This is a genomic window from Streptomyces sp. NPDC104307 (assembly GCF_055584045.1).
The window spans coordinates 248,413-272,770 of the sequence record NZ_JBVJMU010000003.1; the positions used below are offsets into that span (position 1 = coordinate 248,413).

23 protein-coding genes are annotated in these 24,358 nt (G+C 69.8%); 7 read left to right on the plus strand and 16 right to left on the minus strand.

All coding sequences use genetic code 11. The features are described from left to right. Window positions 1-21: 21 nt before the first annotated feature. The 4 genes from ACZ601_RS11185 to ACZ601_RS11200 all read right to left on the minus strand — a co-directional run bounded on the left by ACZ601_RS11185 (window position 22) and on the right by ACZ601_RS11200 (window position 3,976). Window positions 22-897, minus strand: a complete 876-nt coding sequence (locus tag ACZ601_RS11185) for a glycosyltransferase family 2 protein (protein WP_469535833.1) — start codon at window positions 895-897, stop codon at window positions 22-24. Further along, the gene (locus tag ACZ601_RS11190; RefSeq protein WP_469535836.1) at window positions 891-2,126 is read right to left on the minus strand and encodes a glycosyltransferase family protein; all 1,236 of its coding nucleotides are present in this window, start codon (window positions 2,124-2,126) and stop codon (window positions 891-893) included. The genes ACZ601_RS11185 and ACZ601_RS11190 overlap by 7 nt, the downstream gene beginning before the upstream one ends. After that, window positions 2,123-2,491, minus strand: coding sequence for a hypothetical protein (locus tag ACZ601_RS11195; protein ID WP_469535839.1), 369 nt, complete (start codon window positions 2,489-2,491; stop codon window positions 2,123-2,125). The genes ACZ601_RS11190 and ACZ601_RS11195 overlap by 4 nt, the downstream gene beginning before the upstream one ends. Before the next feature lie 327 nt (window positions 2,492-2,818). Next, window positions 2,819-3,976: a glycosyltransferase gene (locus ACZ601_RS11200; protein WP_469535842.1), complete on the minus strand. Its 1,158-nt coding sequence runs from the start codon at window positions 3,974-3,976 to the stop codon at window positions 2,819-2,821. Between the two features lie 236 nt (window positions 3,977-4,212). On the opposite strand from ACZ601_RS11200, the gene ACZ601_RS11205 reads away from it, so the two are divergent. Then, window positions 4,213-5,100 (plus strand): helix-turn-helix domain-containing protein, encoded by an 888-nt coding sequence (locus ACZ601_RS11205; RefSeq protein ID WP_469535843.1) that lies wholly within the window; start codon window positions 4,213-4,215, stop codon window positions 5,098-5,100. Between the two features lie 5 nt (window positions 5,101-5,105). Further along, window positions 5,106-5,666 (plus strand): peptide deformylase, encoded by a 561-nt coding sequence (locus tag ACZ601_RS11210; protein ID WP_469535846.1) that lies wholly within the window; start codon window positions 5,106-5,108, stop codon window positions 5,664-5,666. Window positions 5,667-5,723: 57 nt separating this feature from the next. On the opposite strand, the gene ACZ601_RS11215 is transcribed toward ACZ601_RS11210, so the two are convergent. The 3 genes from ACZ601_RS11215 to glnA form a co-directional block, all read right to left on the minus strand. Further along, window positions 5,724-6,788, minus strand: coding sequence for an outer membrane protein assembly factor BamB family protein (locus ACZ601_RS11215; RefSeq protein WP_469535848.1), 1,065 nt, complete (start codon window positions 6,786-6,788; stop codon window positions 5,724-5,726). A gap of 511 nt (window positions 6,789-7,299) precedes the next feature. Next, window positions 7,300-7,752 carry a hypothetical protein gene (locus tag ACZ601_RS11220; protein ID WP_469535849.1) on the minus strand — a complete coding sequence of 151 codons (453 nt, stop codon included), beginning with the start codon at window positions 7,750-7,752 and terminating at the stop codon, window positions 7,300-7,302. Between the two features lie 305 nt (window positions 7,753-8,057). Continuing rightward, window positions 8,058-9,467 (minus strand): type I glutamate--ammonia ligase, encoded by a 1,410-nt coding sequence (gene glnA / locus ACZ601_RS11225; RefSeq protein ID WP_123526481.1) that lies wholly within the window; start codon window positions 9,465-9,467, stop codon window positions 8,058-8,060. 287 nt (window positions 9,468-9,754) lie between these two features. Between glnA and ACZ601_RS11230 the strand changes: the two genes are divergently transcribed. Together ACZ601_RS11230 and ACZ601_RS11235 are read left to right on the plus strand one after the other, a co-directional pair. Then, entirely contained in the window at window positions 9,755-10,222 is a 468-nt protein-coding gene (locus tag ACZ601_RS11230; protein WP_469535853.1) for an RDD family protein, read from the plus strand. Window positions 10,223-10,451: 229 nt separating this feature from the next. Continuing rightward, a complete protein-coding gene (locus ACZ601_RS11235) occupies window positions 10,452-12,476 on the plus strand; it encodes a recombinase family protein (protein WP_469535856.1) in 2,025 nt (674 codons plus the stop codon). Window positions 12,477-12,729: 253 nt separating this feature from the next. On the opposite strand, the gene ACZ601_RS11240 is transcribed toward ACZ601_RS11235, so the two are convergent. The 4 genes from ACZ601_RS11240 to lipB all read right to left on the minus strand — a co-directional run bounded on the left by ACZ601_RS11240 (window position 12,730) and on the right by lipB (window position 15,879). After that, window positions 12,730-13,440: a DUF4191 domain-containing protein gene (locus tag ACZ601_RS11240; protein ID WP_469535859.1), complete on the minus strand. Its 711-nt coding sequence runs from the start codon at window positions 13,438-13,440 to the stop codon at window positions 12,730-12,732. 19 nt (window positions 13,441-13,459) lie between these two features. Next, a complete protein-coding gene (locus ACZ601_RS11245) occupies window positions 13,460-13,660 on the minus strand; it encodes an SCO2195 family GlnR-regulated protein (protein WP_440577848.1) in 201 nt (66 codons plus the stop codon). Between the two features lie 310 nt (window positions 13,661-13,970). After that, complete coding sequence (gene lipA, locus ACZ601_RS11250) at window positions 13,971-14,933, minus strand: lipoyl synthase (RefSeq protein WP_440577847.1); 963 nt, start codon at window positions 14,931-14,933, stop codon at window positions 13,971-13,973. Window positions 14,934-15,066: 133 nt separating this feature from the next. Further along, window positions 15,067-15,879, minus strand: coding sequence for a lipoyl(octanoyl) transferase LipB (gene lipB / locus ACZ601_RS11255; protein ID WP_469535863.1), 813 nt, complete (start codon window positions 15,877-15,879; stop codon window positions 15,067-15,069). A gap of 265 nt (window positions 15,880-16,144) precedes the next feature. Here lipB and ACZ601_RS11260 point away from each other — a divergent pair, with 265 nt between their 5' ends. Beyond that, the gene (locus ACZ601_RS11260; RefSeq protein WP_469535865.1) at window positions 16,145-17,908 is read left to right on the plus strand and encodes a regulator; all 1,764 of its coding nucleotides are present in this window, start codon (window positions 16,145-16,147) and stop codon (window positions 17,906-17,908) included. Window positions 17,909-17,922: 14 nt separating this feature from the next. Here ACZ601_RS11260 and ACZ601_RS11265 read toward each other — a convergent pair whose 3' ends face one another. Next, window positions 17,923-19,272 carry an NAD(P)/FAD-dependent oxidoreductase gene (locus ACZ601_RS11265; RefSeq protein ID WP_469535867.1) on the minus strand — a complete coding sequence of 450 codons (1,350 nt, stop codon included), beginning with the start codon at window positions 19,270-19,272 and terminating at the stop codon, window positions 17,923-17,925. Window positions 19,273-19,534: 262 nt separating this feature from the next. Beyond that, on the minus strand, window positions 19,535-20,434 hold the full coding sequence (locus tag ACZ601_RS11270; protein ID WP_469535870.1) for a TIGR01777 family oxidoreductase: 900 nt from the start codon (window positions 20,432-20,434) through the stop codon (window positions 19,535-19,537). A 53-nt stretch (window positions 20,435-20,487) separates the two neighbouring features. On the opposite strand from ACZ601_RS11270, the gene ACZ601_RS11275 reads away from it, so the two are divergent. After that, complete coding sequence (locus ACZ601_RS11275; RefSeq protein WP_440577842.1) at window positions 20,488-21,015, plus strand: GNAT family N-acetyltransferase; 528 nt, start codon at window positions 20,488-20,490, stop codon at window positions 21,013-21,015. An 18-nt stretch (window positions 21,016-21,033) separates the two neighbouring features. On the opposite strand, the gene ACZ601_RS11280 is transcribed toward ACZ601_RS11275, so the two are convergent. Continuing rightward, window positions 21,034-21,663, minus strand: coding sequence for a TetR/AcrR family transcriptional regulator (locus ACZ601_RS11280; RefSeq protein WP_440577841.1), 630 nt, complete (start codon window positions 21,661-21,663; stop codon window positions 21,034-21,036). 140 nt (window positions 21,664-21,803) lie between these two features. Between ACZ601_RS11280 and ACZ601_RS11285 the strand changes: the two genes are divergently transcribed. Further along, entirely contained in the window at window positions 21,804-22,574 is a 771-nt protein-coding gene (locus ACZ601_RS11285; protein ID WP_440577840.1) for an SDR family NAD(P)-dependent oxidoreductase, read from the plus strand. A 57-nt stretch (window positions 22,575-22,631) separates the two neighbouring features. Here the strand turns inward: ACZ601_RS11285 and ACZ601_RS11290 are convergent, their stop codons facing one another. Together ACZ601_RS11290 and ACZ601_RS11295 are read right to left on the minus strand one after the other, a co-directional pair. Beyond that, window positions 22,632-23,153, minus strand: coding sequence for a DUF4240 domain-containing protein (locus ACZ601_RS11290; protein WP_469535874.1), 522 nt, complete (start codon window positions 23,151-23,153; stop codon window positions 22,632-22,634). An 87-nt stretch (window positions 23,154-23,240) separates the two neighbouring features. After that, window positions 23,241-24,221, minus strand: coding sequence for a helix-turn-helix transcriptional regulator (locus ACZ601_RS11295; RefSeq protein WP_469535877.1), 981 nt, complete (start codon window positions 24,219-24,221; stop codon window positions 23,241-23,243). Window positions 24,222-24,358 lie beyond the last annotated feature (137 nt).

Genomic DNA, 24,358 nt, shown 5'->3' on the forward strand with positions numbered 1-24,358 from the left:
ACAAGATGTCCGTGGGCGCGTTCATTGTGTCCAGTCCTGACCGGTGCGCGCGTGCGATCGCCAGGCCGTGACAATGCTACGGGCCTCGCTGGGCCAGCTGGACGGCATGCGGTCCAGACTCACCCGACGGAAGGCGAAGCGCGGATCGCTGGTGTTGATCACGCCGCCGTGCTGGTCAACGTGCGACAGAAGACGGCCGGCCTCGTCGCGCACGGCCGGGGTCTGTTCCTGCCATGTGCCGGAGGAGAAGTGCTGGACCCGGCGGCGGAGGTCGTCCAGGACGCCTGAGCGCCATTTGAAGTGGTGAACCGCGCAGAAACGGTCGGCATCCGGACGCTGTTCGGGGGCCCTGTGGTTGCCGCCCGCCACGGTGACGGTGTGGCGGGCGAGAACGATCTTGCGGGGGTCTCCGTGCAGGAGCCGGTGGGTGAGGTGCCCGCCGAGAGGATAGGCGAGATCCAGTCCGACTTCTGGGCCCCAGCCGGTCAGGCGCCCACTCGCGGTGATCCGGTCGAGCATCAGGCCGCCCACCACTCGGTGCCCGGACTTCTCGGCCTGGGCGATCACCTCACTCAGCGAGGACGGGTACTGCTGGAACTCGTCGGCGTCGGCGAGCAGGTGCCAGCCCGGCCCGGCCCGGTGCCGCAGGGAGTCCCTGAGCTGGGTGTTGGTGTGCTCGTGCCACGGGCCGATGCTGGTGCCGGTGGGGATGATGCCCAGTTTCCGGCTGGCGTCATGGAGTTCGTGCCGCTGCTGGTCGGGCACGTGCTCGGGAAAGTGGAAGGCAATCAGGAACCGCTCGACGCCCAGCAACCGGTAGTGGCCGATCCAGGCGGCCAGCAGCGAGGGCTCGACGGGGCCGACGACGGCGATCAGCGTGGGAGGGCTGCTCAGCATCGGGGCTCCTTGGTACGCAAAGAGGTGAAGGTGCGGGTGAGAAAGTCGGCTTGGTCGGCGGCCGACCGCATCCCCAGCAGGTGGGGCGCCTCGGGGCCGGGCCGCTCGGGCGGCTGACGGATGACGCTGTGCAGGGCCTCGGCGAGGGCGTCCGGGGCGCTGGCGGAGAAGGTAAGGGCCCAGGGCCGGCCGCTCAGGCGGGCGGTGAGACCGGGGTCGTGGTCGGAGACGACCAGGGGAACGCCGAGGCGGGCAGCGTCCATCACGAGCCCGGACTCCTTGCCGACGCCGGGGCGGCGGGTGACCAGGGCAACGTCGGCGGCGGCGTAGACCAGACGCAGCACCGATTCGCTGACCGGTCCGGGCACCGTGTGCAGGCGAACGTTCGGCAGGTCACGCCAGCGGGCGAGCATGGCTTCGTCGAGTGGGATGCCGGTGACCAGCAGGTGCAGCGGATCCTTCAGCAGGGTCAGGGCGGCGTCGATGACTCCGATGTCCTTGTAGGGCCACCAGCCGCCGACGAGGCACACCGCGGCTTCGCCGGTGGGGATGTCGAAGGCGGTGCGGCCGCCGTCGCGTTCGGCGTCGGTGAGGCGGCGGCCGTCGTCGACCGCGAAGGCCCGCACCGCGGCGGGCAAGTCCGGGAAGGCTGCTGTGAATTGATCGCCTACGGCCTGGGTCGGGCACACTGCCAGAACCTGTCTCTCGCCTCGGCGGGTGAGTCGGCCGAGGAACCGCACTGCGGCGTCCTCGGTAGTGACTTGTTCGTGGACGAACCGCAGGTGCGGCAATCCTCCGAGGAGAGCGACGGCACCGTGCAGGGCCTCGCTCGCGCTCAGGATCACCACTGCCTGGACGCCGGGCGCCAGTCGGCGGGCGGTCCGCAGGGCCGACGCCTCCGCAAGGCACCGGGCGATGAGGGTGATCTGGTGAGGAAGCCGCCGCAGGTAGCACGGCCAACGGCGCGAGCGGAAGACCCGCAGCCCAGCTCTGGAGAGCCCGGCCGCGATGCGAGAGGCGGCCAGCAGTACGGCCGCCGGGTGTCCGTCCGGTGCGGTCGCCAGCCCGGCCCCGGCCTCGCGCAGGGCCACCACCGCCTCGTGGACGATCCCGTGCGGGGCGACCACCAGGCTCCAGGGCCGGGCTTGGGCAAGGGCCACCAGCGTGCGCTGGTGGTGCCCGCCCAGACGGTCGGCGTACGGCTCGATCAGCACCAGGGGGCCGGTCATCCGGCCACCGCCTGGTCCCCGTGGGCGGCAGCGAATCGAGCCCGCAACCACATGGGGTCGTTGAGCCGATCGAACGGTCCGGAGACAAGGGCGAACTCCTTGGCGAAGGCGACCCCTTCGCGAGCGCCGGCCGCGGCGTACGGTGCAAATTCTCCGTTGCGGCTGTTGGTCCACGCCTCCACCCGCTGGCGGGAGTCATCGTCGGCCATGCCGTACTCGCTGCCGCGAGCGAGCATCGAGCACTCCCGGAAGCCGGCCTTCCAGGCGTGAAAGGGGCTCTGGTTGAACCTCGTGATCCCCGCGGTCTGCGGGGCGAACTCGACCCGTCCGGGCAGGGCGGCCAGCACGTCCACGGCCTCGCCCATTTCGCGCAGGGCACTGCGGCGAATGAGCTTGAGCCCGCCGTATCCATAGGTGAGGGACCGGGTTGATCGCCTGCCACACCCGCATGGAGACCCCCTCGTCCAATGGTTCGATCGCAGCCGCATCGAAGTCGGCGGCAATGGCGAAGTCCCCGTCGGCGAGGAGGAACTGCTCGCGGTCCGCGACCTCGGCACACAGCCGATAGGCCCTGCGCATCCCGCGCACTCCGTGCAGGCGTTTGACCGAGCCCCCGAGGATCCGTTGCAGCCGCGAGTGCAGTGCGTCGGCCATGGGTTCGTCGTACGAGAGGAGAACGGCGTCGAAGAGGCTCACGACAGGGCCTCCAAGTAGCGTGCGGCGACCCGTACAGGCGTGAAGTCAATGGTGGAGGCGTACGCACGCTTGGCGTGCACGGCGTGGAACTCGTCGTCAGCGGACAGACGTTCGGCGAGTTCGACGGCTTCTGCTGCTGTGGTGAAGCACAGCTCGGGATCGATGTGTTCAGCGAGCCAGCCCAGCCGGGGCGCGATGACGGGTAGGCCCATGCCCTGACAGTCGATCACGCTCATGGACCAGGGGCAGCCGGCGCGGAATGGGGCGATGCCGAAGCGAGCACTGGCCAGGAGGTTCTTGTAGCGGAGTCGGTCACCTCGGTCGGACACGAGCTGCACGTGCGGCAGGGCCGCGAGCTGGTCGCGCATCCGTTCAGGGCTGTCGTCCAGGCTCTTCCGTTCCGCGCGGCGTGGCCCGAAGAGATCCATGACCCGCAGCCGGACCGTCCCGGAAGCGGCGAGATCCCGTGCGAGATCCACGAACTGATCGGTGCCGTAGTGCGCGTACAGCCGGTGGTTGTAGACGCCGATCGAACCGGCGCTGTACTCGGGCTTGGCGCGGTCGGGGTCGCGAACGAGCCGTTCGTCGCGGGGAGCGGGTACGACCCGCAGCTTGTTATCGAGATTCACCGTCATCCGTGCGGCAGCGGCGGACACCCAGGACGCGGCCACTGCGGAGTGGACCAGTACCCGGTCGCAGGCGGCCAACCCGGCCGCGAACGCCAGCAGTACGGGCCTGCCCAGTCCGGCGTCGTTCAGGGAGGGGTCGAGCGCGAGCTGTCCCTCAGCGGTGAATGAGAACGGAAGGTAGTGGCAGTAGCCGACCAGCAGTGCGTTCGATCCGGCCTCCAGCAGGGCGATTCGTAGCGCGGGAGCCTCCTCGATCTGGTTCGCCACCACAACATCCGGCCGCTCTTCCTGGATCAGTTCCACCAACTCGTCGAGGTCGGGCGAGAACCGCGCCCGGTACTTCGTCTTCGGCACCCCGGTCAGGTAGAAACCGCACCGTTCGTCCCCGACTGCCGCCGGTGCGGCTACGGTCACGCTTGCTCCGGCGTCCACCAGGGCCGGAGCGAGCAGGTCTGCGAAGATCCACCCCGAATCCGCAGACAGACGATCAGGGTTGGAGATGTTGAGCAAGTACAAGATGTGCATCGGGTTTCGCCTTCCTGAGCTGCCCGGACAGGTCGATCCGGGGTGATGAGGGAAGGAAACCTGTGACACCGGCCGTGACGGGATGATGAACTGGTATCACTCACGGTTCATTCACGCTCACTGACCATCACGCGGGGGCGGGTCTTTCGATGGACACGCAAGGCGAAGAAATCACCGCTGACCAGGCGGCCGCAGACTTCGCAGCAGAAGTGGCGCGCTGGCGCGAGGTGCGCGGCATGTCCAAGCGCGCTCTGGCCAGGGCGATGGGGTTCGACCCGTCCTACGTCAGCCATGTGGAGTCGGGCCGGCACAAGCCCAGCGAGGACTTCGCCCGGCTCGCCGACGAGGCTCTGAATGCGGGGAAGGCCATCTGGCGACGATGGCGCGAGTACGAGAAGGCACGGGCGCGCAACGCCGTCCCACCTTCAGCTCCGTCGGCTCCCCGCCGCCCCGAGCAGCCGTACGCCACCGATTCAGCTCTCGTGGTCGAACACGACGCGGCCCTTCTGCACTACGACGGTCGCTCCTACCGGCTCACCATGCGCCGACTACTGCGCAACACCGGCACCGAGCCGGTGAGCCGCTACCTGATCCGCATCTCCGTGGATCGCTACCCCGGCGACCCCGAGCAATCCAATGCCCATTACCGAGCACACCCCTTGACCTGGGACGAACTCGACCTCAATGCCACCTGCCGAGGGGAATCGATGCGGTGGCAAGCGAAACACGACCGTGACGCCTTCAAGGAAGTGTGGCTGCTCTTCGACAACGAGCACGGCCGCTTCCCCCTCTACCCGGGCGAGTCCGTCTGGATCGAATACGCGTACACCGTGGGCCACGAGAAGTGGGGCAACTGGTTCCAGCGAGCCGTACGTCTGCCCACCGAGCAACTCGAAGTCCAGCTCGTCTTCCCGGCCGGCCTTGACCCCGTCGTCTGGGGAACCGAGACATCCATGACCGCCGAAGCTTCCCCGCTGCGAACCCCACCCATCCGCAGTGACGACGGCGAACAGCGGACTTTTACCTGGAACACGACCGCACCCGCACTGCACGCTCGGTACCGTCTCGAATGGCGGTTCCGGGCACAGCCCGAACCCGAGACGAACCAAGGGGAGTTCAGTTGACGGACATGCGGCCCAGCCAGCGGATGCGAGACCTCGGCGTCGTACAGCAGGGTGCCGCGATCCTCGCCGAACCGACCCGTGCTTTTGACCTTCCTGCCGAGCGGCATGAAGCAGAGCGTGTCGTAGACGAGTTGTTCGCTGCCATGGATCGCATCGGCCAAGTCCACCCCTTCGCCAAGGGCATGGGCCTCGCGGCCCCACAGATCGGCAGCAGCCGCGCCGCCGCTGTCGTTCAGCCGTCCGACGACGCGCCCTCAATTGTCCTGCTCAACCCAAAGGTCACTGCCCGCTCGGACGAGACGGACGAGCAGTACGAAGGCTGCCTGAGTTTCTTCGACGTCCGAGGCATGGTTCCAAGGCCCTTGCAGATCACTGTCGAGACCACCTCCCTGACCGGTGAAGCGGTTACTGTCACGTACGAGCGGGGTCTCGCCCGCCTCATTCATCACGAGATCGACCACCTCGGCGGGCTTGTCTACACGACTCGTATGCCAGCCGGTGTTACGCCGATCCCTGTGGAGGAGTACCGGCAGACTGGTAGGGCTTGGGCCTACAGGGGCGAGTGAGTCTTTTGCGATCCTCTGTATTGCTCCGGGTCCCCGAAGGGGCAGCGCTGAGGCGCGTCACTCCGCAGCGTCAAGACTGATCGCATGGATAACGCCGTTTCCAGTGACGGCGTACAGAACCTTCCCGTGCAACAGGGGCATGTCCTGAACGTCCGGGTCCCAGAGCACGCCGTCGAGGGTGCCTACGAGACGTCGGCCGGTGCTCAGATCCCAACCCTGGAGCACTCCCGCGCGACTCACTGCCCAAGCCGAGTCGCCCGCCAGGTACGCGGGGGTGAGAAGCGCGGAGGTCGGCCGGACCGCGCCGCGCCATGCGACCGATCCTTCGACATCGTCCAAGGCTATGAGCCGACCTGGGTCCCAGGACGTGACCAGTACGTGTTTGTCCGCCTCCACCGGCCCGGTACGGAGTGAGTGTGCGACCTTGACTGTCCAGCGGTGTTCGCCGGTCACCGCGTCCCAGGAGGAGACCTGGCCTGTCGGGTGAGCCAGATGGAAGGACTTGCCGGACGAGGTCGGGCTACCGACAACCAGGTCCCTCAATGGCTGCTGCCACAGGAGATTGCCGCTGTACAGGTCGTACGTACCCAAACGCGGCATCTTCGCCCCAGGTTCCGGAGCCACGGTGACGACTCTGTCGTCGGAGATCAACCAGTGCTGCGGAGGACAGAGACGGAGCGGTTCGCGCCAGCGTGCTTTGCCCGTCTCTGCGTTGAGAGCCTGAAGCGCCCATGAGCGGGACGAGTCGGAGCAGGACCAGGTGACGAAGACAGTGTCATCGACCACGCGCGGAGCCTCAAGGAAACCTGGGACCGTCGGCTCGGGACGCCAGTCCCACAGATGCTGACCCGACGCCGTGTCGTAAGCATGCAAGGTGCCCGTGAGATCTGGCATGTACAGCGTGCCACGATCGCATGCTGCCTGTGCCGCCGCGCACTGTTCCAGGCGAGGGCCGGTCTCCGCTCCTGAGCGGATATCGCGAGGGCGGAGGGTATGACGCATCCCCGAGGTGAAGACGGTGGTGCCGTCCACGGGCGGCTGGTTATCGCGTCCCATCGCCTTCGGTGTCCACAGTCGATGGCCTGTCTTGGCGTCGATGCCGTGAAGGACGTGGCCGTCCACGACCAGCAGGGTGTCGCCGTGAAGCCGGGGCTGACGGGCACCTGGCCGCAATAGGTCAGGACGCGACCACAGGGTGCGTGGAGCCCTACGAATCGCGGCTCGTCCGCGTTGCGGTCGTGGCGTGTCCGGTGGAGTGGGTGCACTCGGGGCCTGGGCGAGTGGCCAGCTTGCGAGTGCCTGGAGCAGCGACTCGCGGGTCACGATCGCACCGGTCGGAGCGTAGTCGCTCGCACACTCCCTCAGCCGCGAGAACAGCGCGGATCCGTCGGCCGCTGCTCCCTGGGCTGCTATCGGCTGGAGTCGTTCCACGGCCGCTGTGCGATCTACGGGACGAACCCCCTCCAGACGAAGGTCCAGAATGGAGAGGTGAGCCAGGAGCCGAAAAGCCAGGCCATACGAGGAGAGTCCGGAGTCAGGGGCACCGGCGTTGACCGCACCCGCGACCAGAGCCTCCAGGTATCCGAACGTGCGGTGCGCCGTTTTGTCCAGTCGCTTCGGCTCGGCCATGAGGTCACGAAATACGCGGATGCTTCCAGCGGCGGCCACGGCGGTAATACCCAGATCGTACAAGGGCTTTGCTCGCGGGAAGGGGGGAAGCCACGGCCACCGCCAAGTGCCAGCGGCCTGCTTTCAGAAGCGCCCACTGCTCCTGCAGAGTGGTCAGGAGCGAGGTCATCAGCTTGACCGACGGGGGATCCGAGACGGCCAGTTTCGGGCGGCGGCGCACGGCGACGGACAGACTGTGCCGAGGACCGTTGTTCACGCTGCCGATGACCAGGTAGTCGTCGACGGCTGCCACAGCACGGGCCTGGAAGCGGACCTCAACAGGTGTTACCTCGTCACGAAGGCCGGGCACAGGAGTGGCGGTAAGCAGGTGTGAGAGCAGGACCGCACCGTAGTGATGCTCGAATACGGTCCCGCCTCCACCGGTCGAGTACGGACTCGCGCCGGCCGATGCGTTCATGTGGGCCCTTGTCCTCTCAGGCCGTCCCCATGACTGCCTCCCGCTGAGCTTCATACCGCCTGAGCAGGTACGAATTTGCCGCCCAAGAGTCTACGCACGGGATACAGATGAACGAGGGGCGCTACCCCGTGCGCGGGGTAGCGCCCCTCGTTCATGTTGTTGACCTCATGTCAGCGGATCAACCACGCACCCTCGGTGTACACGGGGGTGGAAAGCAAGCGGTGACCGTGAGAACTGCTGAGAAGAGTTTTCGCTGTTCACCGTCTGCTTCCAGGGCTTCGGGCCAGGTCGCCCGGTCCCGAGTTTTAGAGGTCGAAGTACAGCTCGAACTCGTGCGGGTGCGGGCGCAGCTGGATCGGGGCGATCTCGTTCGTGCGCTTGAAGTCGATCCACGTCTCGATCAGGTCGGGCGTGAAGACGCCGCCCGCGAGGAGGTACTCGTGGTCGGCCTCAAGGGCGTCGAGGACAGCCGGGAGGGACGTCGGGACCTGCTGGACGTTGGCGTGCTCCTCGGGAGCCAGCTCGTAGAGGTCCTTGTCGATCGGCTCCGGCGGCTCGATCTTGTTCTTCACGCCGTCCAGGCCGGCCATCAGGAGGGCCGAGAAGGCGAGGTACGGGTTGGACGACGGGTCCGGGGCGCGGAACTCGACGCGCTTGGCCTTCGGGTTGGAGCCCGTGATCGGGATGCGCATCGCGGCCGAGCGGTTGCGCTGCGAGTAGACCATGTTGACCGGGGCCTCGAAGCCGGGGACCAGGCGGTGGTAGGAGTTCACCGTCGGGTTGGTGAACGCGAGCAGCGACGGGGCGTGCTTCAGGATGCCGCCGATGTAGTAGCGCGCCATGTCCGAGAGGCCCGCGTAGCCCTGCTCGTCGTAGAACAGCGGGTCGCCGCCGGCCCAGAGGGACTGGTGGACGTGCATGCCCGAGCCGTTGTCACCGAAGATCGGCTTCGGCATGAAGGTCGCGGTCTTGCCGTTGCGCCAGGCGACGTTCTTCACGATGTACTTGAAGAGCATCAGGTCGTCGGCCGCGGCGAGCAGCGTGTTGAACTTGTAGTTGATCTCGGCCTGGCCGGCGGTGCCGACCTCGTGGTGCTGGCGCTCGACCTGGAGGCCGTTCTTGTCCAGCTCCAGGGAGATCTCCGCACGCAGGTCGGCGAAGTGGTCCACCGGCGGGGTCGGGAAGTAGCCGCCCTTGTAGCGGACCTTGTAGCCGCGGTTGTTCTCCTCGGAGCCGGTGTTCCAGGCACCCGCCTCGGAGTCGATGTGGTAGAAGCTCTCGTTCGCCGACGTCTGGAAGCGGACGTTGTCGAAGACGTAGAACTCGGCCTCGGGACCGAAGTACGCGGTGTCCGCGAGACCGGTGGAGGCCAGGTACGCCTCCGCCTTCTTGGCCACGTTGCGCGGGTCACGGCTGTACTGCTCGCCGGTGATCGGGTCGTGGATGAAGAAGTTGATGTTGACGGTCTTGTCGCGGCGGAAGGGGTCGACACGGGCGGTCGACAGGTCCGCGCGGAGCGCCATGTCGGACTCGTGGATGGCCTGGAAGCCGCGGATCGACGAGCCGTCGAAGGCGAGCTCCTCGGTCGGGTCGAAGACCGCCGCCGGGATGGTGAAGTGCTGCATCACACCGGGCAGGTCGCAGAACCGGACGTCGATGAACTTGACGTCTTCGTCGGCGATGTACTTCTTCACGTCGTCGGCGTTCTGGAACATCCAACTCCTCCTACTCCCGGCCCGGGGTGGGACGGGGTTGCAGCTCGTTGTGCGGCCAGTGCGGTGGCACACGCTGGACCCGACCATAGGCAGACCGGATTTCTCAAGCATGACCCATTTGTTTCGCTGAAGTTAACCGGGCCGGGTGTGAGTAGCGCCTCGTGATCGTGCGGTGACCGGTTCCGGACGGGTTCCGGGCAGGTTCCGGGCCGGTTTCCGGGGGTGCCGGAACGTGGCCCCTCCACCCGCCCGGCAGGGGCCCGGGGCGGGCGCAGTACCGTGGTCGGGTGGACAATAGGCAAGCAATCGGATCGTGGCTCTCCGGGCCGCGTGCGGCCGCCGAGGACATGGGCGCCGACTTCGGGTACCGGGGCAAGCGGCTCGGGCTCCCCGAGCAGGGGCCGGGGGCCGCCGCGCCGCTCGGCCGCCGCTTCGGCGCGATCTTCATCGACTGGGCCCTGTGCATGGTGATCGCATACGGGCTGTTCGCTCGCGGTGACCAGCAGGCGGCAGGCAACTGGGCGGTGGGGATCTTCCTCGTACTGAGCCTGCTCACCGTCGGCACCATCGGCTGCACGCCCGGCAAGCGCCTCATGGGCATCAGGGTCGTCGCGGAGGGTGGCGGACGGCTGGGGCTCGGGAGGGTCCTGGTGCGCACCGTGCTCCTGTGCCTGGTGATCCCGGCCCTGGTCTGGGACCGCGACGGACGGGGACTGCACGACCGGGTGGCCCGCGCCGTCCAGGTACGTGGCTGAGTGAGTGCGCGGACGTCGGACGTGAGGGCGGGTAGCGGACCGGATGGTTCGCTACCCGCCCTCTTTCGTTCGTGCCATCAGCGCATTCCTCCATTTTCGGAGCACAAAAGGTCATGCGTCTCCTGATGCCTTGCGCTGACAATACGATCGAGCAGACCACATGAGTGGACCCCCCGGGAGGGCCTGAAGAACGCTCCTGGAGGGTCCCGCCAGTCACGGAGGGACTGACATGGATAAGTCTGTCATGAGCGCAATCGGTGCCGCAGCTCAAGCTATGGCGGGTATGCGGTTTCGAGCAGTCGACTACCTGCGCGTGTCCACCGAAGAGCAGGTAAAAGGGTATGGAATCGCCTACACAGGCAAGCTGACCGCTGCCCACATCGCCCGCAAGGGCTGGGAGCACGTAGACACTTTCATCGACGAGGGTGAATCAGGAACCCTTGCCTGGCAACTGCGCGACAGTGCCAGCAAGATCATGGAGCTCGCAGCGGGGCAGCCCCGTCCGTTCGAGCTCGTGTGCGTCTACGAGACGCGGGCGATCGGGCGAGAGAAACGGGTCTTCTGGGAGTGGGTCTGGACGCTCCAAGACCTCGGAATCTTCGTGGCTGTTGTTGATGAGGACTTCGACAATGCTTCCGAAGAGGGTGAGTCGCGCATGCGTGACAAGGCCAATGAGGCGTTCGGAGAACTTGCCAGGATTCGCAGGCGTACGCAGGGAGGCATCCAGGAGAAGGCGGAAACGGGCGGCTTCCCCGGCGGGCAGCCTCGCTACGGCTACCGGATCTGGCACAAGGGAATGAAGGGCGAGCAGAAGTGGGTCTTGGACAAGTGTGATGGATCGGACGCATGCATGCGATCCGTTCGCTGCGAGGCCGTTCACGAGGCCGACGTTCTTGTCTTCGCTCGTGCCGTGGCTGTTCGGGTGGAAGGGAACTGGCGCAAGGTTGCACTGCGCCTGAATGCGGAAGGGTTCCTCACGCGCTCGGGCAGGCCCTGGACAGCTGCGAACGTTCGAGGACGTCTCATGGACGAGAGCCTTCTGCGTGCCCGCTTCGTGTTCCGAGACCCGAAGAACGGTACACAGCTCGGCCCGGACGGTGAACCCGTCTGGGGAAACTCCGTCACGATCCCTCTCCCGCCCCTGTTCACCCCTGATGAAGTGGCGGAGCTGAGGGCCGCGGTGGCTGCCTCTCCAACTCGGCGGCGCCCCGCCGCAGGCCGGGTATACCCGCTCTCCGGGCGGCTGCTGAGCCTATGCGGTGCGCACTACGTAGGAGGCAGCCCCGTAGCGGCCGAGGCTCCTCACTACGTATGCGCCGGTAAGCGGGAGGCCTATGCCGGTGCTGATGTGTGCTCCTGCCCCCAGCTCTGGGCGGAAGGCGTTGACGCCTGGGCTTGGGAGGCGGTGTGTGCCGCGTTGGGCGACAAGGAACGACTGCTGACACCGGCGGATCAATGGGCCGTCTCGGCGTCGACGCAGCAGGTCGACTTCTGGTCCCGCCTGGCCACTTTGGATCGGGAGATCGCTGAGCGGAACGACATTATCGACCTGACGACGGTCGTCGCGGTAAAGCTGGTGACTCGCGAGGGTCTGACGGGCGCCGGCGCCGAGGCCGCTGTCGAACGAAAGCTCCGTCCCTTGCACGAGGAGCGCGCACGCCTTCAGGCGGAGCGGAAGGAGATCGAGGTCTGGCAGGCCGAGGGCCGTCTGGCCGACCAGCGGGCGAAGGACCTGCTGAAGCTCGCCGCGTCCGCGCATGGAGGGTGGGAGGAGTTCGCATCCTCGCGGCAAGCTGAGTGGCTGGCCCTTCTGGACGTCAAGGTCAAGATCCTGGAAGAGCCGCCAGCAATGCGACGGGGGCTCGCCTGCCCCATCGGGGAGTGGTTCCGCGAGCACGACCGACCGGTGCCTGCTCTCGATGACCGGACGTGGGCTCGGATCGTCGAGACGGAGGACTTCCGTGGTGGAGGGCTTGTGCCGCGTCAACGGGGAGGCCTCGCTCCCCGGACAGTTCTCGAGGCGTTCCTGCATAAGGCACGTACGGGGGCTGCCTGGCCTGAGCTGGACGCCGAATGCGGTTCTACGGGCTTGATCGGTCATTGGCGGCGCTGGAGCGGGCAGGGGCGGTGGCAGCGTGTCATGGACGCCATGAACGGCTGTGACGGGGAACCCGTGGCTCCCCGTCACAGACTGCCGAAGATGGAATTGACCGGGGTGCGCGACCTGGCGTCCTGGGCCGTGTCCGCCACATAGCGCCGTCCGCCCGCAGGGCGGGGCTCGCGGCGCCTGGTGCGTGTGATCGCAAGGCGGAGGATCGCCCGTGTACTGGACGTACTCGGGCGACTCCGACAACGCCGCGAGCGATGGGGCCTCCCCTGCTCAAGCGAAGCCGAGAGCTCGGGGAAGTGCCAGGCGTCGCGAGCCAGGCGGTATGTGGCAGACAGGGCCTAGGCCCTGTCGTCAAACTGCCGCCCTTCGGGCAACGACGGCAGTTTGACGACAGGCCCTAGCGGGGGCGAGGGGGGCGAGCGGAACCGCCACGACCAGGAATCGGGCCCTTTGGCAACGGCATGTTGCTCATCAGGTCGCCCATCGCGCGCAGCCGGTCGTTGGCGGCGGTCACCTGGGGGCCGGTCAGGACGCGCGGCAGCTTCAGCATCTTGGTGCGCACCTTCTTGAGCGGCACCTGGCCCTCGCCGTTGCCGACGATGATGTCGTGCACGGGTACGTCGACCACGATGCGGGCCATCTTCTTCTTCTCGGCCGCGAGGAGGGACTTCACCCGGTTCGGGTTGCCCTCCGCCACCAGCACGATGCCCGCCTTGCCCACGGCACGGTGGACGACGTCCTGGCTGCGGTTCATCGCGACCGCCGGGGTCGTGGACCAGCCGCGGCCCACGCGGTCCAGTACCGCCGCGGCGGCGCCCGGCTGCCCCTCCATCTGCCCGAAGGCGGCCCGCTCGGCACGCCGTCCGAAGACGATCGCCATCGCGAGGAGGGCGAGCACGAAGCCCAGGATGCCCACGTAGATCGGGTGGTTGATCAAGAAACCGATCGCGAGGAGGACACCGAAGGTGACGATTCCCACACCCGCGACGACAAGACCGATCTTGGAGTCGGTCCGCCTGGTCATCTTGTAGGTCAGGGCGATCTGCTTGAGTCGCCCCGCGTTCTCGGCGCTGTCCGCGCCTTCAGTGGATTTTGCCTTCCTCGCCATGCAATGAAGTTTACGTGGCCTAAGAACGGTGCTCGGCCACGGCCTCCAGTACGGACTCGGACTCGACCCGGTCCTTGGCCCGGCGGCGGTCCTCCAGGACGGCCGTCCAGGCGTTGCGGCGGGCCGTGGCCTGGCCGCTGCTCAGCAGCAGCGACTCGACGGCGCGGAGGGCGTTGGTGACGGACGGAATGGCTGTGGCGCGTACCGGCGCGGCCTGCATCGTGGAAGTCCCCTCGGAACGGATGCGCGGACTGAGCGGCGCTCAGTGGGCGGACTGTGTTGCGCGGACTGGATACGGAAGCGGCGTGGCCAGCGGCCGGGAAGCCACTGCGCTGCGTGCATCCAGGGTCACTGCTCGGTGTTACCAGCGCATGACCGGTCGGTCAAACACCAATGAAACCTTGATAGCGGCGCCGCGCACGTCGGCGCGGCCCATCCGCGCCTCCGACCTGCGAGGAGCGGACGGGCCGCGCCGAATCAGCTATTACTGTTCAGTAACTACTTGTGCCCGGTTTCACACGGGCGTCCGGCTACGCGGTCGGCGCGGCGGCGCCCTCGCGCCGCTCCATCGCCTGCTGGAAGAGCCGGCCCGCGCGGTACGAGGAACGGACCAGCGGCCCGGACATCACACCGGAGTAGCCGATCGCGTCGGCCTCGTCCTTGAGCTCCACGAACTCGTGCGGCTTCACCCAGCGCTCGACCGGGTGATGGCGCGGGGTCGGCCGCAGGTACTGCGTGATCGTGATGAGCTCGCAACCCGCGTCGTGCAGGTCGCGCAGCGCCTGGCTGACTTCCTCGCGGGTCTCGCCCATGCCGAGGATCAGGTTGGACTTGGTGATCAGACCGGCCTCGCGGGCCCGGGTGATGACCTCCAGGGAACGCTCGTACCGGAAGCCGGGGCGGATCCGCTTGAAGATCCGCGGCACCGTCTCCACGTTGTGCCCCAGCACCTCGGGGCGCGAGGCGAAGACCTCCGCGAGCTGCGCGGGCTCGGCGTTGAAGTCGGGGATCAGCAGCTCCACCTTGGTGTGGCCGCCCTCCCGCTCCGCCGTCTGCGCGTGGATCTGGCGCACGGTCTCCGCGTACAGCCAGGCACCGCCGTCCTCCAGGTCGTCGCGGGCGACGCCGGTGATGGTGGCGTAGTTCAGGTCCATCGTGACGACGGACTCACCGACGCGGCGGGGCTCGTCCCGGTCCAGCGCCTCGGGCTTGCCCGTGTCGATCTGGCAGAAGTCACAGCGCCGGGTGCACTGGTCGCCGCCGATGAGGAACGTGGCCTCGCGGTCCTCCCAGCACTCGAAGATGTTGGGGCAGCCCGCCTCCTGGCACACCGTGTGCAGACCCTCGCTCTTCACGAGCTTCTGCAGCTGGTTGTACTCGGGGCCCATCTTCGCCCGGGTTTTGATCCACTCGGGCTTCCGCTCGATGGGGGTCTGGCTGTTCCGGACCTCAAGGCGCAGCATCTTGCGCCCGTCGGGTGCGACAGCGGACACTCCGGCACTCCCCTTTGCTTTCACTGCATTGGATTCTTCGGCGAACACCAGGGTACGCCCGTGGTTCATGCGGCTTTACGTCTGGACCAACCCGTGGCCAGCAGGGCCTATTCCCGGTGCGGTGTTCCGAGCGTCACGCCGTGGCCACGGCATCGGTCGGCCGCTCGACGACGCGCGGAGCGAGTTCGGCGTTCTCCAGGACGTCCCGCAGGTGCTTCTCGATGACCGGGAGCACGTCCGTGATCGTGAGATCGCGTCCCAGCTCGTACGCCAGTGAGGTGACGCCCGCGTCCCGGATGCCGCAGGGCACGATCCGGTCGAACCAGGTGTTGTCCGGGTTCACGTTGAAGGAGAAGCCGTGCATCGTCACGCCCTTGGCGACCCGGATGCCGATCGCGGCCAGCTTGCGGTCCTCGCGGCGCTGTCCGGCGTTGGACGGGGCGTACTCGGGGCCGTTCAGCCGCGCGTCGAACTCCTCGTCCTGGAGCCTGGGGTCGAAGTCCAGGGAGAGGCCGCCGATCGCCGGGCGCTCCTCGACCGGGTCCCCGAGCACCCATACGCCGCTGCGGCCCTCGACCCGGCTGGTCTCCACCCCGAAATCGGCCGCCGTACGGATCAGCGCGTCCTCCAGGCGGCGGACGTGCGCGACGACGTCCACCGGGCGCGGCAGCTTCTGGATGGGGTAGCCGACCAGCTGGCCGGGCCCGTGCCAGGTGATCTTGCCGCCCCGGTCCACGTCGATGACCGGCGTGCCGTCCAGGGGGCGCTCGCTGTCGAGCGTGCGCCGGCCCGCCGTGTAGACGGGCGGGTGCTCCAGCAGCAGACAGGTGTCGGGGACGGTGTCCTCGAACCGGGCCGCGTGCACCTCGCGCTGCTTCTGCCAGGCCTCCCGGTAGTCGACGGATTCCTCGCCGAATCCCAGACGGACGAACCGAAGCTCAGTCACGGCAGCAGCCTTTCTCCTTGCGGTGCCGGAAGCCGGGAAGGGTCCCCGCACCGCGTCACCATGCACCGAATCGCGCCACCCGCAACTGTACGACCGGCGTTCGGGTACCGGCCGGGCAGGTGGTTCCCGTCAGCTTCTCCGCAATCCTCACACGATCGGATGAAAGTGAAGCGAAGGTGGCCGAGGTCGCCCCGGAGGCCGCTAAATTCGCGCCGTTCCATAAGGGCTGCCCGCCCGGCCCCGAAGGCAGGAGACCGTACAGCTGATGTCGGATCGACCTCCGCAGCGCACGCCCAACCGCCGACTCGCCTCGCTCATCACCGAAGCCGGGTTCTCCAACGCCGGCCTCGCCCGCCGGGTGGACCAGCTCGGCCTCGAACACGGCCTGGACCTGCGGTACGACAAGACCTCCGTGACCCGCTGGCTGCGCGGACAGCAGCCGCGCGGGACCACCCCGGCACTGATCGCGGAGGTCTTCACCCGGCGGCTGGGACGCAGACTCTCCGCCCAGGACCTGGGCCTCGACGCCTGCGCCCCGGTCTACGCGGGCCTGGAGTTCGCCGCCACCCCCGCGGAGGCGGTCGACATCGTCAGCGGGCTGTGGCGGAAGGACTCCGGCAGTCATGCGGAGCTGCGGAAGATCGCCTTCACCCCGGCAGGCCTGGTCGTCCCCAGCCGGGACTGGCTGATCGGCCGGGCGGACGAGTGGGTGGCGCGCGGCGTCGAGCCCGGAGCGGCCGTGGGGGCGGCCGGCGGACCGGTGAGGACCGGTGGCGCTCCCGGTACCGGCGCGGCCGGGCGGACCCCCGGCACCCAGACACCCGGTGGCCCGCGCGGGACGTCCGGACCGAACGGACCGAACGCTGGTCACGGCGGCTACGGCGGCGGAGCGAACGGTCACCCCGGCGGCGGTCTCGGCGCGGTGCCCGAGCAGGGCGGGGCCCCCGGTCCCGGCGGCAGGCCCGGTCCCCGGGGGCCTGCCTCGGTCCGCCCGCCCGGCTCACCCGTGGCCAACGGGCTTCCAGGAGCCCTCGTCCCGCCGGGGGCGCCCGGGACACCGCACGCCCCGGGTCTCCCGGGCGTGCCCGGCGTGCCCCGGCAGCGGCAGACGGAGCGGGGCTCCGGCCAGAAGGTCAGCAGTGGAGACGTCGCCGCCCTCAGGTCGGTCGCCGAGCTCTTCCGCACCCTCGACAACGCCTACGGCGGCGGCCATGCCCGCCAGGCCCTGGTGCGGTACCTGGAGCACGAGACGGAACCGATGCTGCGCGGCACGTACGGCGAGGCCACCGGCCGACGGCTGTTCGCCGCCGCGGCCGATCTGACCCGCCTGGCGGGCTGGACCTCGTACGACATCGCCGCGCACGGGCTCGCCCAGCGGTACTTCGTGCAGTCCTTACGCCTGGCCCAGGCCGCAGGGGACCGGGCCTACGGCAGCTACGTCCTGATCACCATGAGCAGGCAGGCCGTCTACCTCGGCCACGGCAGGGAAGCGGTGCAGCTGGCGCGGGTCGCTCAGCAGGGCATCGGCTCGGCGGCGCCGAACGCGGTACTGGCACTGCTGCACGCGGTCGAGGCGCGCGGGCACGGCGTCCTCGGGGAGGCCAAGGCCTGCCTGGCCTCACTGGCGCGGGCCGAACGCGCGCTGGAGGTATCGCGCCCGGGGGACGAAGTGCCGCACTGGGCGCGCTACTTCGACGAGGCCCAGCTCGCCGACGAGTTCGGGCACTGCCACCGGGACCTCCAGCAGTACCGGGCCGCCGCGCAGCACGCGGAGCGCTCGCTGCAGCTGCGAGCCCCCGCGTACGCCCGCAGCCGGCTGTTCTGCCGGGTGGTGCTGGCCTCCGCGCGGCTCGGGCTCGGGGAGCTCGACCAGGCCTGCCGGCTGGGCGCGGAGGCCGCTCAGCAGGCCACCGAGATGCGTTCGGTGCGCGCCACCGAGTACGTACGCGACTTCGAGCGCCGGCTCGAACCGTTCCGGGACGCCGCCCCGGTACGCGGGTACCGGGAGCGGGTCGCCGCACTCGGCTGAGGGCGGGACAGCCCTCAGGCCGCCGCCGGGAACGCGGAGGCGCTGCCGTGGCCCGGCCGTACGCCCAGGTCGGTGAGGATCGCCTCGGCCGCGCGGCGGGCCGAGGACAGCGCGCCCTGGACGGTGCTCGTGTCGCGGTGGTCGCCGCACACGTACAGCCCGGCGAGCAGCCGGACCGGGCGGTGGGGGTCGTGCGGGGCCGCCATGGCGGGAACCGCCTCCGGGTCTTGGTGAACGGCCAGCAGCTCCCAGTCGTCCGTGGGCGTGCCGTACAGCACGGCGAGATGGGCCAGGACCGCGCGGTCCAGATCGGGCGGCGGGGTGCCGAGCACCGTCGAGCTGACCAGCGTCCGGCCGTCCGGGGCGCGGACGGGGTCGACCTCGCTCATCACCGCGGTGTGCGCGACGGGGCCCGAGCGGTCGGCGTCCAGCACCAGGGAAGCGCCGGTCTGCGGGGGAGCGGGGGCGGTGTGGTGAAGGACCGTCACCGGGTGGAAGGACGGCACCCGCAGACCGGGCAGCAGTTCGGCGGCGGCGCCCGCGCCGGTGGCCAGCAGCAGCGAACGGCAGCCCAGTTCGCCGTGCTCCTTGGTACGCACCGAGGTGATGTCGGCTGCCGTGACGTGGACGCCCGTCCGTACCGTGCCGGGCGGCAGCGCCGCCGCCAGCAGTTCCGGCAGCGTGCCGGAGCCCCCCGACGGCACACAGAGCCTGCCGCTCGCGTAGTCGCGCAGGGCGAGATCGGCGCACCGGCTGGATGTGGTGAGCCCGGGGTCGCTGAGCAGTGCGGTGAGCAGCGGGCGCACGAAGCCGTTGAGCGTACGGGGGGAGAGGCCGCGTCCGGACAGGGCTTCCAGCGCGGTCCGTTCGGGCCGGGCCAGCACCCGGGCCCGGGGGGTGGCGGCCAGCCGGGACAGCGCCGCGCCGAGCCTGGCCTGTTCGATCGCGCCGCCCATGGCCCCGGTGATGGCTCCGCCGAGCGGCGCCCTGGGGGCGCTCGCGAGGGCGCGCGCTGCCTTGAGCGCGCCGCGTGCGTTGCGCGCGCCCCGGGTGCTTCGTATCTCGCCGGTGCGCTGGCGGCGGCCCTCGCTGTGGACGAGCACGCCGGGGGCGAAGTTCCGCAGGACGAGTTCGCCGAGCCCCGGTGCCGCGTACAGCTCGGGATAGGAGGTGTTGAGGAGCGGGCCGAGGAGGTCGAGCCGGAACCCGTCCACCTCCTCCGTCATCATCCGGCCGCCGACCCGGGGGCCGGCCTCCAGGACGCTGACGCTCACTCCCGCGCTGGTCAGCTGGTGAGCCGCTGCCAGGCCGGCGATCCCGGCCCCGATGATGACGACGTCCGCGTGGTGTGCCGTGCTGAGCACGTGCCCTCCCCGAGTCGGCGCGATTGGTGGGAGGGTTGTGCCCTCAACAGGCCACCGGAATGCGCGAGTTCGCCATGAGGCTAGGAGTGCGGCCGGATATCGGCGCAGTCGCGCGCAACGGGGCACCGGTGCACGGGGTCGCACATCCGTCTGAATCGGCCTATGGGTGGGGTTCCTGGGGTCGCTGGGGCTTCCGGGGCCCGGGGCATGCGTCAGCCGAGCGGGGCGGCGGACTCGCCGCCGTGGTCCGCGGTGGGCCGGATCAGCGCAGTGCCGCGCGGATGGCGGCGTCGATCCCGGGGAAGGCGAACGAGAACCCGGCGTCCAGCAGCCGCCCCGGCAGCACCCGCTGACTGCCCAGCACATCCCCGGCGAATTCGCCCAGGGCGATCCGCAGCGCGGGCGCGGGCGCGGTGAAGAGGGTCGGCCGGCGCAGCACCCGGCCCATCGCCGCCGTCACCTCGCCGTTGGTGACGGGGTCGGGGCCGGTCAGGTTCACCGCCCCGGACAGCTCCGGGGTGTCGAGGATGTGCCGCAGGGCCGCGATGTGGTCGTGCAGCGCGATGAAGCTCCAGTACTGCCGCCCGTCGCCCAGCCGCCCGCCGAGACCCGCGCGGAACAGTGGGAAGAGCCGGCCCCAGGCCCCACCCTCCCTGGCGACGACCAGACCGGTGCGGGCGTGCACGGTCCGCACCCCCGCCTCCTGCGCGGCGGCCGTGGCCTCTTCCCACTCCACGCACACCGACGGCAGGAACCCGTCACCGGGCGGCGCGCTCTCGTCGACCGCCCGGTCACCGGTGTCGCCGTAGAAGCCGATCGCGGAACCGGCCAGGAGCACCTTGGGCGGGGTGTCGAGCGAGGCGACGGCCTCCGCGATGGCGGCGGTGCCCAGCACCCGGCTGTCCCGGATCTCGCGCTTGTACGCCTCGGTCCAGCGGTGGTCGCCCACCCCGGCCCCGGCGAGGTGGACGATGGCGTCGCAGCCCACCAGACCGGCTACGTCGACGTAGCTCCGCTTCGGGTCCCACTCCACCTCGTCGCCCGACCGGGCCGGGTGCCGGACCAGCCGGACCACCTCGTGCCCGTCGGTGCGCAGGGAGCGGACCAGGGCCGCTCCGATGAGTCCGGTCGATCCGGTAACGGCGATACGGGAGTGCGGCATGGGGCCATCCTGCCGTACCGGGCGGGCGGAAGGGGCGTGGCACAGTGGCGCGCATGTCCGAGATTCATACGCACCCGGCCCACTCCGTCCGCCCCTCGGTTCTCTCCGACGAAGCCGCGCTCGGCGAACTGGACCGCGCCACCTGGTCGACGCTGCACGCCGTGTCGCCCCGGCCGCAGCCCCCGTACGCCCCGTTCTTCGACGACAACCACCGGCCGCCGGACTTCCTGGTGGCCGAGGTGCCGGACGCGACGGGCGGGACGCGGCTGGCCGGGTACACCAGGCTCGTCCCGCCGACCCCGCTGGCCTGCAACACGCACGTACGCCAGATACAGGGCTTGGCCGTGGCCGACTGGGCGCGCGGCCGGGGGATCGCCAGGGCGCTGCTGCGGGCGGCGATGGCGGCTGCGCGCGACGAGGGCGCGAACCGGCTGACTCTGCGGGTGCTCGGGCACAACGCGCCCGCGCGGGCGCTGTACGAGTCGGAGGGGTTCGTCGTCGAGGGGGTGCTGCCCGGGGAGTTCTTCCTGGCCGGACGCTATGTCGACGACGTGCTGATGGGGCGCCCGCTCGCGCCCTGAGCCGGCCGGCCTGCCCGGTCAGCGGCTGAAGAGCCGCATTCCACCCGTGAGTTCGTGCAGACAGCGGACCGCGAGCTCTGCGGGGGAGCCGGCCCCGGCGGCCGGGGCGTCGGTGCCCGCCCAGGTCTCCAGGGCGACCCGTACCGCGTCCGTGGCGGCGGCCGCGGCGAGCCGGATCTCCAGCGGGTCCGCCGCGTCGCCCGCCAGCCGGGTCAGCACGGGCAGCAGCCGCTCCTCCGAGTCCTGGTTGACCCGGTACCAGACGGCTCGGAGTGCCGGATCGTCCTGCGCCGCCCGCAGCAGCCCGCGCGTCTGGCCGAGTTGCTCCGCGGCGTACTCGTCCCCGGGGCTGAGCGCCTCCGTCACCGCCCGCTCCAGAACCCCGGCGAACGGGGCGCCGGGCTCCGCCGCGTCGAGCAGTGCCTGCCAGCGCTCTGCGCCGCCGGTCAGCAGCGGTCCCACCGCGTCCTGCTTCGAGCGGAAGTAGCGGTAGAAGGTGCGCAGCGCGACGCCGGCCCGGTGGGCGATGTCCTCCGCGGTGGTGCCGTCGGGGCCGCGCTCTGCGAAGAGCGCGGCGGCCGCGCGCGCGATGTCCAGCTGGGTCGCGGCCTTGCGGCGTTCGGTGAGTGACGGCTGCGGCGGGTTCATTCCCCGCAGATTACCCCGACCGGGCCCGGATCGCATCGAACGAGTGCGCACAATGTCGTGATGGCAAAACGTGCCACATAGGCGTACGGTGGACAGTGAAAGGGATCGTCATCGGGGGATTCGAGATCGGGAGACCTCATATGAACCGTTACGAAGGCCGACGCGTACTCATCACCGGCGCGGGCTCCGGTATCGGGCAGGCCACCGTCCACCGCGTCCTCGCGGAGGGCGGCCTCGTCGTCGCCGCCGATGTCAGCGAGGCGGGGCTGAAGGCCACGTACGCGACGGCCGTGGCGGACGGCACCGCGGAGCGCCTCACCACCACCGTCCTGGACATCTCGGACGAGACCGCCGTGCGGACCGGTGTCGCGGCCGCCGTGGCCACCCTCGGCGGGCTGGACGTGCTGGTCAACGCCGCGGGCATCCTGCGCTCCGAGCACACGCACAAGACCTCGCTGGAGTTCTTCAACAAGGTCATCACGGTCAACCTCACCGGGACCTTCCTGATGATCCGTGAGGCGATACCGGCACTGCTCGCGGGCGACAGGCCGGCCGTCGTGAACTTCTCGTCGACGTCCGCGAGCTTCGCGCACCCCTACATGTCCGCCTACGCGGCGAGCAAGGGCGGCATCCAGTCGATGACCCACGCGCTGGCCGCCGAGTACAGCAAGCAGGGGCTGCGGTTCGCCGCCGTCGCGCCCGGCTCGATCTCGTCCGACATGACCAGCGGCAACGGCCCGGGGCTCCCGGCCGACGCCGACATGTCCCTCTTCGCGAAGCTGTCCCCCGCCCTGGGCGAGGGCTTCGCCAGCCCGGACACCGTGGCGGGCGTCGTCGCGATGCTCGGCTCGCAGGACGGCGCGTTCATCACTGGTACGGAGATCCGCATCGACGGCGGCACCCACTACTGACCGGGGTGGGAGGGCAGGGCAGGGCGGTGCGGGGCAGGTCCCGGGGGCGGGTGGGGCTCAGACGCCGCCGAACCGCTCCCGGAGCGACGGAAAGCGCTCGGCCAGGGCCGCTTCGTCCTCCAGGCTGAACGGGGTGCCCTCCGGCTCTGCGGGCTGGGGCGGCAGACCGAGGTCCGGCGTGACCACCCCGGTGAGCTGCTCGTACGCCTCGTCGGCGGCGTAGCCCAGCTCCTCCGCGTCCCCGTCCAGCTCCTCGTCGAAGTCGTCGAGGAGCTCGGCGAGGCTGTCCGGATCGTGTACGGCGCCCTCGAAGACCTCCCGGCCCTGGCCGATCAGCCAGCAGCGGAAGTAGTCGAAGGCGTCGTCGCTCGCCCCGCCGAGCAGTACGGCGGCGGCGCCCCACAGCTCCCAGCGGTAGGCGCGGTTGTAGCGGGCCTCGAAGTGCCGGGCGAAGTCCAGCACGGAATCGGGATCGAGCTGCACCAGCCGTTCGACCAGCAGATCGGCGTGGTCCTCGGGGTCGCCGTCGGCGGCCTCGCGAGTGCTGTCGATGATCTCCCAGAATTCCGTCTCGTCCATCACGGGTCCAGCATCTGCCCTGGCGGCGGGCGATGCACGCGGAGACACCGAAATGAAGCCTTACGGTCTCCACCGCAGGGGTGATCGTTACCGGGGCCGCCGGTAGAGCGAGTGCAGCCGTTCGGCCGCGTCGGCGAACCGGGTCCGCAGTCCGGCCGGTTCCAGGACCTCCAACTCCGGTCCCAGGGAGAGCAGCTGGCCGTACGCGACATCCAGGGACTCGACCGGCAGAGTGACCGTGACCCAGCCGTCGGGCCCCGGCGGCCCGGCCGCGTCCAGGGCGTCGGTGGCGGCGGCCCGGTCCACGGTGTGCGGCAGCAGGGCGGCAGCGGCCTCCGAGAGACGCAGCGTCACCTCGGTACGCAGGATCGACCGGGCGAACTGCGCCGCGCGTTCGTCCCAGAACCCCGGCAGGTCGAAGCTCTCGTCCCGGACGAACCGGGTGTCGGAGACGGTGACGGCCGTGAACCGGTCGATCCGGTAGACCCGGAAGTCGTCCGCCGCGCGGGCGCAGAGGTACCAGACCCCGGCCTTGAGCACGAGTCCGTACGGCGACAGCTCCCGCTCCACCTCGGTGTCCCGGCCGGGTCGCCGGTAGCGCGCCAGCACCGTCCGGTCGTCCCGGACCGCCTCGGCGACGGCGGGCAGCAGCTCGGGGGTGACCGGTTCCCGGTACCAGCCGGGCGCGTCCAGGTGGAAGCGGCGGCTGACCCCGGTGGAGGCGTCCCGCAGGGCGGGCAGCAGGGCCGCCGACACCTTCAGCCGGGCGGCGTCCCCGGCATCCGCCAGCCCCATCTCGCGCAGCGCGGAGGGCAGCCCGGACAGGAAGAGCGCCTCGGCCTCGTCACGGGCGAGCCCGGTGAGCCCGGTGCGGTACCCGCCGACGAGCCGGTACCCACCCGCCCGCCCCCGCTCCGCGTAGACCGGAATCCCCGCCTCGGAGAGCGCCTGGGAGTCCCGGGTGACGGTCCGCTCCGACACCCCCAGCTCCTGGGCCAGCTCGGCGGCGGTCATGGCGGGGCGGTTCTGCAGGAGCAGCACCATTCTGATGAGCCGGGCAGCACGCATGCGGCCATTGTGGCCGCGGTTCGGGGTGCGTGTGCCTGCGGCCCGGCGCGCCTGGGTGGCCTCAATCGCCGGCCGGGCTTGGTGTGTGGCCTCAATCGCCGGCCGGGCTGGGTTTGGCCTCAAGCGCCGGCCGGGCT

Coding starts and splice junctions, on each gene's coding strand:
- ACZ601_RS11270 (WP_469535870.1), bottom strand. CDS start 20,434: ATGCCGCACTCCCGTATCGCCGTTACCGGATCGACCGGACTCATCGGA.
- ACZ601_RS11280 (WP_440577841.1), bottom strand. CDS start 21,663: ATGAACCCGCCGCAGCCGTCACTCACCGAACGCCGCAAGGCCGCGACC.
- ACZ601_RS11190 (WP_469535836.1), bottom strand. CDS start 2,126: ATGACCGGCCCCCTGGTGCTGATCGAGCCGTACGCCGACCGTCTGGGC.
- ACZ601_RS11185 (WP_469535833.1), bottom strand. CDS start 897: ATGCTGAGCAGCCCTCCCACGCTGATCGCCGTCGTCGGCCCCGTCGAG.
- ACZ601_RS11260 (WP_469535865.1), top strand. CDS start 16,145: ATGTCGGATCGACCTCCGCAGCGCACGCCCAACCGCCGACTCGCCTCG.
- ACZ601_RS11220 (WP_469535849.1), bottom strand. CDS start 7,752: ATGAACGCATCGGCCGGCGCGAGTCCGTACTCGACCGGTGGAGGCGGG.
- ACZ601_RS11245 (WP_440577848.1), bottom strand. CDS start 13,660: ATGCAGGCCGCGCCGGTACGCGCCACAGCCATTCCGTCCGTCACCAAC.
- ACZ601_RS11290 (WP_469535874.1), bottom strand. CDS start 23,153: ATGGACGAGACGGAATTCTGGGAGATCATCGACAGCACTCGCGAGGCC.
- ACZ601_RS11210 (WP_469535846.1), top strand. CDS start 5,106: ATGCGGCCCAGCCAGCGGATGCGAGACCTCGGCGTCGTACAGCAGGGT.
- ACZ601_RS11195 (WP_469535839.1), bottom strand. CDS start 2,491: ATGGGCGAGGCCGTGGACGTGCTGGCCGCCCTGCCCGGACGGGTCGAG.
- ACZ601_RS11295 (WP_469535877.1), bottom strand. CDS start 24,221: ATGCGTGCTGCCCGGCTCATCAGAATGGTGCTGCTCCTGCAGAACCGC.
- ACZ601_RS11285 (WP_440577840.1), top strand. CDS start 21,804: ATGAACCGTTACGAAGGCCGACGCGTACTCATCACCGGCGCGGGCTCC.
- ACZ601_RS11235 (WP_469535856.1), top strand. CDS start 10,452: ATGGATAAGTCTGTCATGAGCGCAATCGGTGCCGCAGCTCAAGCTATG.
- ACZ601_RS11275 (WP_440577842.1), top strand. CDS start 20,488: ATGTCCGAGATTCATACGCACCCGGCCCACTCCGTCCGCCCCTCGGTT.
- glnA (WP_123526481.1), bottom strand. CDS start 9,467: ATGTTCCAGAACGCCGACGACGTGAAGAAGTACATCGCCGACGAAGAC.
- ACZ601_RS11200 (WP_469535842.1), bottom strand. CDS start 3,976: ATGCACATCTTGTACTTGCTCAACATCTCCAACCCTGATCGTCTGTCT.
- ACZ601_RS11240 (WP_469535859.1), bottom strand. CDS start 13,440: ATGGCGAGGAAGGCAAAATCCACTGAAGGCGCGGACAGCGCCGAGAAC.
- ACZ601_RS11205 (WP_469535843.1), top strand. CDS start 4,213: ATGTCCAAGCGCGCTCTGGCCAGGGCGATGGGGTTCGACCCGTCCTAC.